This is a genomic window from Bordetella holmesii, from assembly GCF_020735985.1.
Classification (GTDB): domain Bacteria; phylum Pseudomonadota; class Gammaproteobacteria; order Burkholderiales; family Burkholderiaceae_B; genus Bordetella; species Bordetella holmesii.
In genome coordinates this window covers 661,811-675,098 of record NZ_CP085973.1, presented here as the reverse complement: position 1 = coordinate 675,098, position 13,288 = coordinate 661,811, and the positions used below count along the sequence as shown (strand labels likewise).

Below are 13,288 nucleotides of genomic sequence, written 5' to 3'. Positions count from 1 at the left end.
GCCTACGTTTTCAGGCCCCGCTTACCAGCGATAGGAGACCGAGCCGATAATGCGGCGAGGCTCTCCGTAGAAGCAGGCCGACTGGCATACCGCAACATAACGCTTGTCCGTCAGGTTGCTGGCATTGAGCGCAAACCGCCAAGGGCCGGTGCTATAGCTCACCATGGCGTCAACCAGGGTGTAGGCGGGCACCTTCCCTGTGCCGTACAGGAAATGCGTGCTGTCGACAAAGCGCATTCCGGCACCCACGGTCAGCCCCGCCAGACCGAAGTCACCGAAACTGTAGTCCGTCCACAGCGAAAACTGGTGATAGGGCACCTGCCCGATCCGCATGCCTTCGTCTTCCGGCGCAAGCGGGCTGGCCTTGGTCGTGCGCGCGTCGGTGTAAGCATAGGCGGCAATCACATGGGTGTTGCGTCCCACCCGGCCGCGCGCCTCCAGTTCGAAACCGCGCGATCGCACCTCTCCGACCTGGATGTTGTAGCTCGGATCCAGGGGATCACTGACGGACATATTCTTACGCTTGAGCTGATAGACCGCCGCCGACAGCATCAGATCCGACCCTGGTGGCTGATAGCGTACACCCAGTTCATACTGTTCGCCGGTTACCGGCTTGAAGCGGCTGCCGTTGCGATCTGCGCCGCTTTCCGGTTCGAACGATTCGCTGTAGCTAAAGAATGGAGCCACACCGTTGTCAAACAGATAGACCAGACCGGCGCGGCCCGTCAGCGCATGGCTTTTCTCGTCATCGACCTCTTGCGAAGGGTAGATGCTGTTGTGGCTCCTGTAGACCACATCATCGTAGCGCCCACCGAGCAACACGACGAGCTTCTCGGCGATCTTTATCTGATCCTGCGCATACAAGCCCAGGCGGTGGGTACGGTCTGTCGACTTGCCTTGCGAGCGATATACATCGCCCACCGGGATACCGTAATCGGGATCGAAGTAATCGAAAGGCTGAGCGCGCCGCTGCTCGCGTGTCGTCTGATGCCGCATGCGCGTGTAATCCACGCCCACGAGGGCAGTATGTTGCAACGCCCCTTGCCCGAACTTGAACTGCAAAGCGGTATCGGCCACCACGGCCTGCGAGTTGTCGCTTCTATCCAAGGCGTAACGCGTCGTCGATGTGCGCTCATCGGCGGCAAGGTTATAGGTCAGCGTCTCCGGAAACGTGCTGCGAAAGTCGTAGTAGCGCACGTTGTTGCGCAAAGTGACCGTATCGTTGAAGGCGTGCTCGAACAACCAGCCGGCGGTGTAGCGTTCGGCATCATAGCCGTCATACCCTGCCGTACCCGTAAAACGATTGGTCGGGATCCGGTCGTAACGGGTGCTGTAGACCGATCCTTTGGCTGGCAGCCCTAGATTCTCGGCCGCCTTGTCTTTCTGATAGTCGGCCAACAGCGTCAATGAGGTGCGGGCGCTGGGCCGCCAAGTCAGGCCGCCGGCGAGAAAGCGCCGATCATCATCGATGTAATCCGTCGCGGTCTTGCTGTCGCGAGCCAGGAACGTGGTTCGATACGACCAGACGCCGTCATCGCTCAACGCCCCCCCGAAGTCGCCGGAGAGCTGCTTGCGATCAAACGATCCGGACTCCAGGTTCAGCTCACGCAAGGTCTCAGTGGTTGGCCGCTTAGTCACCGTGTTGATGATGCCACCAGGCCCGCTGGCTCCGTAAAGCACGGATGAGGCGCCCTTGAGCAGTTCCACCCGCTCCAGGCCATAGGGTTCCTGCTGGCCGTTGTAGACGTTGACCGAATACTTGCCGCCATCGCGATACAAGCCACCGGTATAGGCGCTGATCTCAAAGCCGCGCACCACCACCTCATCGCTAAACCGCGTCTACCCGGACTTGCGTCCCACGCCGGCCACATAGCCCAGCGCTTCGTTCAAATCCTGCGCCTTAATGGTTTCAATTTCCTGTGCGCCCACAATGGCGATGGACTGTGGCGTCTCCATCAGCGGCGTATCGGTTTTGGTTGCCGTGGCGCTGACCGTAGCGACATAGTCTTGCAACGGTCCTGAACCCGTCTGCAGATAGCCCGACACCGCCACGGGAGCCAGCATCCCTGCGTCAGCGGCCAACGGCTTGACCACGATGGCCCCGCCCTGCGGCACCGCCTGCAAACCGCTGCCTTTGAGCAACCGTTCGGCGGCCTGGCTTGGCGTCAGGCTGCCGGCGATGGCGGGTGCGGTTTTATTGGCCACCAAGGCCGGTGCAAACAGCAACTGCAAACCCGCCTGACGGGCCAGTTCATTGAGTGCCTGGCCCAGCGGCTGGGCGGCAATCGAGAATGGGATGACGCGATTGACATAGGCGTCACTGGCCTGCGCCGCGACCCGGGTCGGGGCGCCAATGGCCAGTGCGAAGGCCAACGCCAAAGGCGCCAGATCTAGATAGGAATGCCGCATGAAATGCCATCTCCGAACGGTAGCAACAAGAATCATTACTAATGGAGTCGCATCAACGGCCCAAACCCTCACCCCGGTTCAAAAGAAAATTCACCTGCCGGCTCAGCGCTTGCTGCCGATCACGATGCCATGCGCCGTTTTCTGCACGCGCACGGGCAACAAATGGGGTAACGCTTGCGCAAATCTCTGCGCGGCGTGCAGATCGAAGGTGCCCCCCAACCGGAGTTGGCCCACGGCGGGATCGCCTAACGCCAGGCCCGTCGGCCCGTAGCGCTCGAACTCGGCCAACGCCTGAGATAGCGGCGTGTCATTGAAACTGACCCTGCCCTGGCGCCACACGGCCACGCTCTGGGCCCCCACCTGAACGACTTCGTCGAGCCGGCCCTGCGCATCGGCGCTCACGCGCTCTCCAGCCCCGAGAAAGGTCGCCTCACCCGCAAATCCCCGTTGCAGAGGCTCGACGCGCACCCGGCCGGACTCGACGGCGACCACCGTGCGGCCTGCGTCCAACCCGGTTTCGGTCTGCCGCACGGCAAAACGTGTACCCACCACGGTCACCCGCAATGCGCCAGCCAGCACGTCAAAAGGCCGCCCGGCATCCGGCGAGACGGCAAACATGACCTGGCCGTGTTGCACCGTCACCTCGCGCCTGCCCTGATAAAGCGCCACCCAGATCGAGGTGCCGGCATCCAACGTCAGCGTGCTGCCATCATCGAGCATCACCTCACGCAGCTCCCCGCGCGAGGTGGTGTAGCGACGCGTGTGGATCAAACGCCCCGCCGGCCCGTCCCAGTCCAGCCAATGCCCGCCAACGACGGCAGCCGCGATGCCTGCGGCAGCCGCGCCACATTGAATAGCCAGGCCCGTCGCCCGGGCAAAGCAGGCTGGTGGGCCGCCCCACCGGCTCGCGGCGTGTCGGCCCGCATCGGCGGCGCAGCGGCCGTTGATGACGCTATCGCCGGCAAGCGCGCGCGGGCCGCCGCCGCAAGTGCGCGCAGGCCCTCCAGGCCTGGCTCCAGATCGGCGTAGGCACGCGCATTGGCGCTGTCGGCCGCCAGCCACTGTTCGAAACACTGTTGCTCCGCAGCGCTCAGCCCGCCCTGCTGACGGGTCAACCACAGCGCCGCCTCGAAAGCGACCGGGTCAGTCGTTCGCAAGAAGTCCTCGAGCTCGCGCTCATCCGCGTCCGGCCCCGCGCAGGGCGCGCCCTTGAGATGACTCGGAACGTGCAGCGTCATGGCTGCTATCCGGGAGGGATCTGCCCCTGCAACTGCCGCTCGCACGCGCGGCACGCCAGCCGGCCTCGGGCGATGTGCTTTTCTATCATGCTGACCGACGTGCCCATACGCGCTGCGATCTGCGCATAGGGCAGATCATCGAAAACATGAAGCATAAACGCTTCGCGGCAACGCGGCGGCAAGGCCTCGATGGTCGACAGGTAGGCCGCCACGGCCTGCGCCGAAGCCACGGCAGACTCTGGCGCATCCACGGCGGCAGCCACGGGCATCTGCGCCTCGTCGAGCAACTCCAGGCTTTCGTTGCCGCGCACTTGCGCTCGACGGTATTGATCCACCATCACATTGCGCGCGGTCTGAAACAAGAGCGCGCGCGGCTCGGCCACCGCCTGGCTTTGCTCCACGGCAAGAAACCGCGCATAACTTTCCTGCACCACATCGGCGGCCGCCTCGCGATCACGCAACGCGCGCAGGCAAAAGCTCAGCAGTTCTCGATAGTAGCGGGCGACCACAGCGACTCGGGCATGGGTGGCCCACAAATTAAATGCAATTAAGAATTATTACTTATCAGGTAGGGGAATGCAAAACCCTGGATGCGATGCGAACCGCCGCGCTCCGACTCACCTCTTAAAACCCGCACCCCGAGCCGCATACCAGCCGTGACGTGAGGAGCTCCGAGGCTGCGCCCGCCCGTTTCCTAGCCGATCACGTCGCTGGCCATACGCACTGCCCCTCGCCAAACCCGCCAAAAGAAAAAGGCCGCATCGATATGCGGCCTTTGTGCAGCGCGGGCAGTGCTGCGGCGTTCAGGATGACCCTGGAGGCACCACGCGCCCGATCAGACGTTGAACAAGAAATTCATCACGTCGCCGTCTTGCACGATGTACTCCTTGCCTTCGGCGCGCATTTTGCCGGCTTCCTTGGCGCCTTGTTCGCCCTTGCACGCGATGTAGTCGTCGTAGGCGATGGTCTGCGCGCGAATGAAGCCGCGTTCGAAGTCGGTGTGGATGACGCCGGCGGCTTGCGGGGCGGTCGCGCCGATCGGTACGGTCCAGGCGCGGACTTCCTTCACGCCGGCAGTGAAGTAGGTTTGCAGGCCCAGCAGTTTGAAGGCGGCGCGGATGAGGCGGTTCAGGCCGGGCTCGTCCATGCCCATGTCGGACAGGAAGGCTTGGCGGTCTTCGTCGGCCAGGTCGACGATCTCGGATTCGATGGCGGCGCAGATGGCGACGACGGGTGCGTTGCGCTTGGTGGCGAATTCGGTGAGGCGGTCCAGCAGCGGGTTGTCGGTGAAACCGTCATCGCTGACGTTGCCCACGTACATGGCGCGCTTGGCGGTGATAAAGCACAGGGGCTTGATCAAGGCCAGGTCATCATCGGACAGGCCCATGGAGCGCACGGGTTTGGCTTCGTTCAGATGGGCGATGCATTTTTCCAGCACGCTGACCAGGCGCTGGGCTTCCTTGTCGCCGGAGCGCGCGGTCTTGGAGTGACGGTGCAGGGCTTTTTCAGCGGTCTGCAGGTCGGCCAGCCCGAGTTCGGTTTCGATGACTTCGATGTCGGCGATGGGATCGACCTTGCCGGCAACGTGGATGACGTTGGGGTCTTCGAAGCAGCGCACGACGTTGACGATGGCGTCGGTTTCGCGGATATGCGAGAGGAACTGGTTGCCCAGGCCTTCGCCCTGGCTGGCGCCCGCCACCAGGCCTGCGATGTCGACGAACTCGACGGTGGCCGGCAGGACTCGCTCGGGGTTGACGATGTCAGCCAGCTTGCCCAGGCGGGGATCGGGCACTTCCACCACGCCCACGTTGGGTTCGATGGTGCAGAAGGGGTAGTTCTCGGCCGCGATACCGGCACGGGTCAGGGCGTTAAAGAGCGTCGATTTGCCGACGTTGGGCAGGCCAACGATGCCACATTGCAGAGCCATGGAAATCCTTGAGTGACGATGTCCCGGCGCTGCCGGGTGCGCGGCCGATTGCGCCTGCGCCTGTGTTTGCTCATCCGGGCAAGCCGCGCCGCTCTGGCGCGCTGCCCATGATCAATCCGCGAAAACGGTGATTTTACCCGGTTGCCCAGCCCGAGGCCGAGTCTGCCTCGTTCAGAGCGCCATGTCGGGCACCAGCTTGAGCAGCAGCCAGATCATGACCATGGGCCCGGCGTTGAATACCGCGTGCAGGGCCATGGACGCGGCGATGCCGCGCCGCACCCGCATCCATCCCAGCACCAGCCCGGTGAGCCACTGCGGCAGCACCAGCAAAGGTAAGAGCCACCAGGCCGTGCTGCCAAACGAGAAATTACCCAGATGCACGGCGGCGAAGGTTAGCGCGGCCAGATGAAACACGAGGCCGAAATGCCGCTGATAAAAGCGCCGCGGGCCGCGTTTGAAGCGCCCCATGTGCCGCGTGCCGGATATGGCTAGCAGGATCACGGCCGCAACCAGGCAGCCCGTCCAGAATTTGGGCCCCCAGATCAAGGCCGGCAAGACGACCGGAATGACCCACAGCGCCTGCAAGGGCCGGCGCAAGCCATAGCGAAACAGGAGCTCTTCGACCAGCGGGGCCCAGATGACCGCTGCCAGCCATGGAATGTTGTCCGGGTCCATGCGGTGCTGCGCGCCGCCCAGGGTGGCAGCCCCCACGGCGATAGGGCCCAGCACGACCAGGTTGAACAACCACAGCAGGCTCGCCCAGGCCAGCAAACGCGAGGCACGGATATTGAGGCACCAGTCGGCCATGGCGCCACCGTGGCGCGGCCCCAGCCGGGCCGCCAGCGTGGGCCGGCGGATAAAGCGCCACCAGTCGCCGACCTCCTGGCGTAGCGTCAGGCGTGGCATCAGGCGGTATGCAACTGGCGGGTGGCCTGCGCGAAATCACCGCGCAGCAACACGGGCACGATAGCGCGGCAGCGGTCGATGACTTTCTCGATGTCGAGCTGCTCGTCGCGGCGCGGCGGATGCAGCACGAAGTCGGCCACCTGCTGGGCCAGATTCAGGGTGCGGGGATGGCCGATGCCGATGCGCAGGCGCCAGAAGTTCGGTGTGCCCAACGCGGCCTGGATGTCTTTCAAGCCATTGTGGCCGGCATGGCCGCCACCCTGCTTCATTTTGACCTGGCCGGGCAACAGATCGAGCTCGTCGTGAAGAACCAGCACCTGTTCGGGCGCGAGTTTGTAGAAGCGCGCCAGTGCGCCCACGGCCTGGCCGGAGCGGTTCATGTAGGTAATGGGCTTGAGCAGCAGTACGTTCTCGCCCTCGAAGCGGGCTTTGGCGACCTGACCCATGAAGGCTTTCTCGAGCGTGAATGACGCGCGCAAGTCATCGGCCAGATGGTCGGCTAGCCAGAAGCCGGCGTTGTGCCGGGTGGTTTCGTAGTCGGGGCCGGGATTGCCCAGCCCGACGATCAAGCGGATCGGTTCGGACATGATGGCGTGTTTAGAACATAAAAAACCCTGCGCTTGCAACTCGCAGGCGCAGGGTTGGAGGCAGCAGCGGGCACACGCCCGACTGGCCTATCAGGCAGCCGGAGCTTCGTCAGCGTCGGCAGCACCGCCCTTGACGACGGCAGCGGCAATCACCTGCTCATCGTTGGGGTGCGTGAAGGTCACGCCCTTGGGCAGGACGATGTCCTTCTGGTGCACCGAACCGCCACCCAGCAGATTGCCGAGGTCGACTTCGATGAACTGCGGCAGAGCCTTGGGCAGGCAGGTCACTTCCACTTCGGTGACGACGTGGGAGATGATGGCGCCGCTGAGCTTGACGGCCGGCGAGGTCTCGGCATTGATGAAGTGCAGGGGCACCTTGGTATGCAGAGCCTGGTTGGCGTCGACGCGCTGGAAGTCAACGTGCATGACTTGCTGCTTGTACGGGTGCCATTGGACCGAGCGCAGCAGAACCTGCTCGCTCTTGCCGCCTTCCAGAGCCATCGTCAGGATGGAGGCGTGGAATTGTTCCTTGCGCAGGGCATGGAAAATTTCGTTGTGGTCCATCTCGATGTTCAGCGGGGTAGCCGTGCCGCCATAAACGATGGCGGGAACGCGACCCGCGCGGCGCAGGCGGCGGCTCGCACTCGAACCCTGGACGCTACGCGCAGTGGCATTGAATTTCATGGAAAACTCCAAACAATCTGGCGGAACAGCCCGCCTGTGTAAAACACGCCAAGCGACATGCCGGCGTGGCATTGGCCCATCGCCGCGACCAGCGACGGGCAAAGTCTTGAATCAGGATCAGTCGGCAAACAGCGAGCTGACCGACTCGGCGTTGGAAATACGCAGAATGGTCTCGCCCAGCAGTGCGGCGCAGGACAACTGGCGGATCTTGCCGCAGCCCTGAGCCTCTTCAGACAGCGGAATGGTATCCGTGACGACGAGCTCGTCCAGCGAGGACGCCGCGATGCGCTCGACCGCACCGCCAGACAGCACGGGGTGCGTGCAATAGGCGTAGACCGCGCCAGCGCCACGATCCTTGAGGGCTTGAGCGGCCTTGCACAGCGTGCCGGCGGTATCGACCATGTCGTCCATGATGATACAGGTCCGTCCGTCCACCTCACCGATGATGTTCATCACTTCGGAGACGTTGGCGCGCGGGCGGCGCTTGTCGATGATGGCCAGGTCGGCTTCGAGCTGCTTGGCCAGCGCACGAGCGCGCACGACGCCGCCGATATCCGGCGACACCACGACCAGGTTGGACAGATTGCGGCGCCACAGGTCGCCCAGCAGGATCGGACCCGCGTAGATGTTGTCCACGGGGATGTCGAAAAAGCCTTGAATCTGATCGGCGTGCAAGTCCATGGTCAGGACGCGGTCAACACCGGCGACTTGCAGCATGTTGGCCACGACCTTGGCCGAGATCGCAACACGCGCCGAGCGCGGGCGGCGGTCCTGGCGGGCATAGCCGAAATACGGGATGGCGGCGGTGATGCGGCCGGCCGAGGCGCGGCGCAAGGCATCGACCATCACCATGATTTCCATCAGGTTGTCGTTGGTCGGCGCGCAGGTCGGCTGAAGCACGAAAACATCCTTGCCGCGGACGTTCTCATTGATTTCGACCATCACCTCGCCATCCGAAAAGCGACCCACGGTCATTTTGCCGAGGGACATGTCCAGGTGGTTGACTACGTCCACGGCCAGGCGGGTGTTTGCCGTGCCCGTGAAAATCATGAAGCTGTCGTTTGCCATGATGCAGATGATGGTCGTTTAACACTGAACGGGGGGCGGAAAAACCGCCAAGCCCGCAAAACAAAAAAGCTGCTGAACCTGAGCCAGTCTGAAGGCGGAGTTCAACAGCTTTTTTATGTATTGGTTTGGCTGGGGAGGAAGGATTCGAACCTTCGCATGCCGGAATCAAAATCCGGTGCCTTAACCAGCTTGGCGACTCCCCAACTAGCTTGCAATCCAACTTCGCAGCGGATGCTCGTTTAACCCGGCGCATGCCTTGATCAAGCGAAAACCCAACTGAAATTCGGGCTGCGTTTCGCTGACTATTTTGCCAGCGCCGCGCATTGTAGCGGTATTTTCAAACTTTGCCAAAACGTCTTGAGCTTGACTGGCTGCGGACAATGTAGGGTACTCGGCAAATAAACATGCACCAGACCCGGACATGCGAACCCGTATACCGAGCTCGCCTAGCCTCCGAACGCTTGCCTCAATCTGAGGATACCGCCGGAAAACCACCGCTTCCATGTCATTTCGACCAAAGCCGAAATTAGGCAAAGCAAGAAAGTCCGTAATTCTGACGTGTTTTGAATTGCGTGTCAAATCAGGGGCAGAAAAAATCTCTGCCGTGGGCACGCTCGCCTCGGGCTGCACGAGCAGATACGCGGCTTCGGGCAGGCTCACCGCCTGCAAGTCCTCGCCCACCCCTTCGGCAAAGGCCGGTTGACCGAATACGAATACCGGCACATCGGCGCCCAGCGGCAGGGCCAGCGCCATGAGGTCGCGGCGCGACAGTCCGCAGCCCCACAGGCGGTTCAAGGCGATCAGCGTGGTGGCCGCATCGCTGGATCCGCCCCCCAGCCCGCCGCCTTGCGGAATGCGTTTGACCAGACCGATGCGCGCGCCCTGCGCCACGCCGCATGCGGCCTGCAAGGCACGCGCCGCGCGCACGATGAGATCCTGCTCGGGCGCGACGCCGGGCAGATCATAGGCGCGCTCGATCAGGCCGTCCGAGCGCGCCTCGAACGACAGCGTGTCGCACAGATCGACAAAGCGGAAGACGCTTTGCAGCAGATGGTAGCCATCGGGGCGCCGGCCTACGATGTGCAAAAAGAGGTTGAGCTTGGCCGGCGCGGGTACGTCGTAGAGCGTCATGATGGCGGCACTTACGCCGGGTTGATGACCAGACGCACCACGATGCGGCGCCCGGCCTCCTGACGCTCCAGCATGAGCAATTGGGGCCCGGCGCTGTCATAGCGCGAAAGCTGCACGGACCAGCCGCCCTGATCGAAGCGAGCAAGGTGCCCGGCCTCGTCGCGCCGCACGGATTGCGCGGCCGGCTCGCTGGCCAGCCGCCCACGCAACCAGTCGCGCAGGCCCGAGACCGGCACCGGGCTGCCCAGAGCATCTTCGGCCAGGGTATCGGGATCGTTGGCCTGCAGGCGGGAACCGTTGGCCCGCGTCAGTTGCGCCGCGCCCGGGCGACCCTGCACCCGGGCCTCGGTCGAGCCGAGCGGGTTGGTCAGGTCCAGCACGAACTCCTGGCCGTTGTCCTGCCATTGGAACCCGCCTTGCACCGCCTGCTGGCGGCCATCGGCTTCGGTGGCGGTAATGGCAAAGCGACCGGCCCTCGCGAAGCTATCGCCTGCCACGCCCTGCGATTTGGGCAGACTGGAACAAGCGGCAACGACACCCAGCGACAGGGTCAGCCCCAGGCGCGCGGCGCGCACCAGCCAGTCGCGGCGCGTGCTCACGGCTGCACCCCGAGACGCTTCATGGTGTCGAGCACGGTGCCGTTTTTGGGATCCTTGCGATAGGCCTCACGCAACAGGTTCTCGGCCTCCTGACGCTGGCCTTGGGCCAGGAGCACTTCGGCCAGGTGCGCGGCGATATCCGGCTCAGGACGTTTGGCATAAGAACGCTTGAGATACTCGGCGGCCGCCGGCAGATCCCCCATGCGGAATTTGACCCAGCCCATGCTGTCCAGGATGAAGGGATCATCCGGCGAGAGCTCCAGGGCCTGCGTGATCAAGTCCAGCGCTTCAGGCAGCCGCTGCTTGCGGTCAGCCAGCGTATAGCCCAGCGCGTTATAGGCGTGCGCATGCTCGGGGTCGAGCGCGATCACCTGGCGCAGCAGTTTCTCGAGCTGGTCGATATGGCCGCGGCGCTCCTGCAGCATGGCCAGCTCGTATTTGATCTCAACGGTATCGGGCAGCGCCTGATCAGCCTTGGAAAGCACCGCGATGGCCTGATCGACGCGGTCGGCGTCGCGCAGAATCTGCGCTTTGGTGAGCGCACCCAGCGTGCGCTCTTCGTCGTCCTGGGCGCCAGCGGTGTCGACCAGCGCCAACGCCTCGTCGATGCGGCCCTGGCAGGCGCGCAACGTCGCCTGCCGCATATGGGCGCCATAACGCATGGAGGGATCGTCGATGCGGCCAAGCTCGGCGATGGCATCGTCGTATCGGCCCTGATCCTCGGCGATGCGCGAAAGCAGGACATGGGCATCGGCGGCGGCCGCGCCGGCATCGGAGGCCCCGGGCACGGTGGCCTGCTTGCGCTGATCCTGGACATCCAGATATTGGTTCAGCAGAGCACGGGCCTGATCGAGATGATTGGCCTTGTAGGCCAACTGGGCCTGCATGAACAGAAGGTCGAAGTCCTCGGGCGAGCGGCGCGCCATGGCCGACAGCTCTGCCTGGGCACCATCATAATCGACACGCTCGGCCATCAGACCGGCCAGCATCAACTGCAGTTTGCGCGCATTGGGGTTGCGCGCGATGAACGCGCGCGCGGCCTCTTCGGCGCGCGCTGGATCGACGCGGGCGCCGTATTCGAGCACGCGCTGCGCGGCCGCTTCCGAGCGCGGGTCGGCCGCCAGGGCGGCGCGCGCCTCGCTGTCGGCACGCGGGAAATCCCCCGCGGCCTGCGCCACATCGGCCAGAGCCAGATGCGCAGCAGGTAACTTGCGTACGTTGTCCGAGAGCGCCTCATCGAGGATGCGCAGCGCAAGACGGCGATCATTCAGCCGGCTGAGCACGCCCATGGCCTGGGTGATACCCGCGACCTTGTCGGGCGTCGCATCTATACGCTGGCGCAACGCCTGGGCCAGGCCCTTGGTCTGTCCATTGGCCGCGGCCAGGGCCAGCTCGGTGGAGCTGGCTTCGATATCGCCCGGCGACAGGCGGGCCCACACGCGCGAGGCATCCAGCGCGCCGGGCAGGTTGCCACCGGCCAATTGAAATTCGAACGCGCGCCGCGCCAGGCGCGGGTCGCTGGTCTCGCGAGACAGATTGAGCAAAGTGGTGGCCGCAGGGCCATACAGCCCGCGCTGGGCCGCGATTTCGGCGGCCAGGATGCGATAGAAGATGTCGCCGGTCAGGCTGACATCGGGTAAACGGCCAGGATGCAGGCGGATAACCTGGGTTTCCGGTTGCCGCGGCGCCTCGATCAGCCGGGGGCCGGTAGCGTCCCGCGCGGGGCGCGTCTCGGCGGCATGGGCAGTGACCGCCTGCACACTCGTCAGCGCCAATGCCAACGAGGCCAATCCGAAATTAATTTGTTTGAGCGACAACTTCACGCGGCCCGTCCGGTTGATGGCACAATCTTTGTACACGTAATTGTCCATCTTACACTGGCTCATGCCGGAACTGCCTGAAGTCGAAACCACGCGCCGAGGAATCGACGCCATCATCAAAGGCCAGGCCTTGCGCCGCCTGGTGGTCCGGGAGCCGCGCATGCGCTGGCCCATTCCCGCCGACCTTCCCGCGCTGCTGGCCGACCGCCCGGTGCTGGCCACCGATCGACGTGGCAAGTATTTGCTGTTGCGTTTCGAGCATGGCGTGCAGATCATCCATTTAGGCATGTCCGGCTCGCTGCGCCGCGTGGCGATAGACGAAGCCCCCCGCAAACACGATCACGTCGACTGGGTGTTCGACCACGCGATTTTCCGGCTGCACGATCCGCGCCGCTTCGGCGCGGTCCTTTGGCATCCGGCCGAAACCGGCCCCGTCGAAACACACCCTCTGCTCATCGGGCTGGGGATAGAACCCTTTGACCTGCGCTTCAACGGCAAATGGCTGCACGATCAATTCCGTGGCAAGCGCGTGGCCATCAAACAGGCACTGTTGGCCGGGCATGCCGTGGTCGGCGTGGGCAACATCTATGCCTCGGAAAGCCTGTTTCGCGCCGGCATCGATCCCAGGCTGCCGGCAGGCAAGCTCTCCGGCCCACGCTGCGAGCGGCTGGCCCACGCCGTGCGGGCCACACTGACCGACGCGCTGGCCTCAGGCGGGAGCACGTTGCGCGACTATGTCGGCGCAAGCGGCGAGCCGGGCGCGTATTTTGCGATCCACGCCGCCGTCTACGAGCGCGCCGGCCAGCCCTGCCGGGTCTGCGGCACCCCCATCCGCCGCATCGTCCAAGGGCAGCGGGCCACCTATTTCTGCCCTCACTGCCAGAAACGCTGACCCCTATAAATTCGTCTATAACAAACG

Annotated in this window: 15 protein-coding genes and 1 tRNA gene; 2 read left to right on the top strand and 14 right to left on the bottom strand. The window is 64.0% G+C overall.

The features are described from left to right. Positions 1 to 21 precede the first annotated feature (21 nt). From LK440_RS03125 to ychF, 6 genes are all read right to left on the bottom strand, one after another. Positions 22 to 1,815, bottom strand: coding sequence for a TonB-dependent siderophore receptor (locus tag LK440_RS03125; protein WP_227944773.1), 1,794 nt, complete (start codon positions 1,813 to 1,815; stop codon positions 22 to 24). Positions 1,816 to 1,839: 24 nt separating this feature from the next. Then, entirely contained in the window at positions 1,840 to 2,409 is a 570-nt protein-coding gene (locus tag LK440_RS03120; protein WP_017685396.1) for an STN domain-containing protein, read from the bottom strand. Positions 2,410 to 2,511: 102 nt separating this feature from the next. After that, positions 2,512 to 3,180 (bottom strand): FecR family protein, encoded by a 669-nt coding sequence (locus tag LK440_RS03115; protein ID WP_005015405.1) that lies wholly within the window; start codon positions 3,178 to 3,180, stop codon positions 2,512 to 2,514. Then, positions 3,177 to 3,647 carry a FecR/PupR family sigma factor regulator gene (locus LK440_RS03110; RefSeq protein WP_005015406.1) on the bottom strand — a complete coding sequence of 157 codons (471 nt, stop codon included), beginning with the start codon at positions 3,645 to 3,647 and terminating at the stop codon, positions 3,177 to 3,179. Before LK440_RS03110 ends, LK440_RS03115 begins: the two co-directional genes overlap by 4 nt. A gap of 5 nt (positions 3,648 to 3,652) precedes the next feature. Then, positions 3,653 to 4,183, bottom strand: coding sequence for an RNA polymerase sigma factor (locus LK440_RS03105; protein ID WP_005015407.1), 531 nt, complete (start codon positions 4,181 to 4,183; stop codon positions 3,653 to 3,655). 299 nt (positions 4,184 to 4,482) lie between these two features. Then, positions 4,483 to 5,574: a redox-regulated ATPase YchF gene (gene ychF, locus LK440_RS03100; RefSeq protein WP_005015411.1), complete on the bottom strand. Its 1,092-nt coding sequence runs from the start codon at positions 5,572 to 5,574 to the stop codon at positions 4,483 to 4,485. Between the two features lie 8 nt (positions 5,575 to 5,582). Between ychF and LK440_RS17825 the strand changes: the two genes are divergently transcribed. Continuing rightward, positions 5,583 to 5,705 (top strand): hypothetical protein, encoded by a 123-nt coding sequence (locus tag LK440_RS17825; RefSeq protein WP_256374642.1) that lies wholly within the window; start codon positions 5,583 to 5,585, stop codon positions 5,703 to 5,705. Positions 5,706 to 5,745: 40 nt separating this feature from the next. On the opposite strand, the gene LK440_RS03095 is transcribed toward LK440_RS17825, so the two are convergent. The 8 genes from LK440_RS03095 to LK440_RS03060 form a co-directional block, all read right to left on the bottom strand. Continuing rightward, the gene (locus LK440_RS03095; RefSeq protein ID WP_005015413.1) at positions 5,746 to 6,480 is read right to left on the bottom strand and encodes a CPBP family glutamic-type intramembrane protease; all 735 of its coding nucleotides are present in this window, start codon (positions 6,478 to 6,480) and stop codon (positions 5,746 to 5,748) included. Next, positions 6,480 to 7,067, bottom strand: coding sequence for an aminoacyl-tRNA hydrolase (gene pth, locus LK440_RS03090; protein WP_005015417.1), 588 nt, complete (start codon positions 7,065 to 7,067; stop codon positions 6,480 to 6,482). The genes LK440_RS03095 and pth overlap by 1 nt, the downstream gene beginning before the upstream one ends. A gap of 90 nt (positions 7,068 to 7,157) precedes the next feature. Continuing rightward, positions 7,158 to 7,751 (bottom strand): 50S ribosomal protein L25/general stress protein Ctc, encoded by a 594-nt coding sequence (locus LK440_RS03085; protein ID WP_005015420.1) that lies wholly within the window; start codon positions 7,749 to 7,751, stop codon positions 7,158 to 7,160. A gap of 117 nt (positions 7,752 to 7,868) precedes the next feature. After that, positions 7,869 to 8,819, bottom strand: a complete 951-nt coding sequence (locus LK440_RS03080) for a ribose-phosphate pyrophosphokinase (RefSeq protein WP_005015421.1) — start codon at positions 8,817 to 8,819, stop codon at positions 7,869 to 7,871. A gap of 126 nt (positions 8,820 to 8,945) precedes the next feature. Then, positions 8,946 to 9,022: transfer RNA gene (locus LK440_RS03075), tRNA-Gln, on the bottom strand. A 1-nt stretch (position 9,023) separates the two neighbouring features. After that, positions 9,024 to 9,950, bottom strand: a complete 927-nt coding sequence (gene ispE / locus LK440_RS03070) for a 4-(cytidine 5'-diphospho)-2-C-methyl-D-erythritol kinase (RefSeq protein WP_005015422.1) — start codon at positions 9,948 to 9,950, stop codon at positions 9,024 to 9,026. An 11-nt stretch (positions 9,951 to 9,961) separates the two neighbouring features. Further along, positions 9,962 to 10,549, bottom strand: coding sequence for a lipoprotein insertase outer membrane protein LolB (lolB, locus tag LK440_RS03065; protein WP_005015423.1), 588 nt, complete (start codon positions 10,547 to 10,549; stop codon positions 9,962 to 9,964). Further along, positions 10,546 to 12,435, bottom strand: coding sequence for a tetratricopeptide repeat protein (locus LK440_RS03060; protein WP_005015426.1), 1,890 nt, complete (start codon positions 12,433 to 12,435; stop codon positions 10,546 to 10,548). The genes lolB and LK440_RS03060 overlap by 4 nt, the downstream gene beginning before the upstream one ends. On the opposite strand from LK440_RS03060, the gene mutM reads away from it, so the two are divergent. Beyond that, positions 12,434 to 13,261 (top strand): bifunctional DNA-formamidopyrimidine glycosylase/DNA-(apurinic or apyrimidinic site) lyase, encoded by an 828-nt coding sequence (gene mutM / locus LK440_RS03055; RefSeq protein WP_005015428.1) that lies wholly within the window; start codon positions 12,434 to 12,436, stop codon positions 13,259 to 13,261. The genes LK440_RS03060 and mutM overlap by 2 nt on opposite strands. Positions 13,262 to 13,288 lie beyond the last annotated feature (27 nt).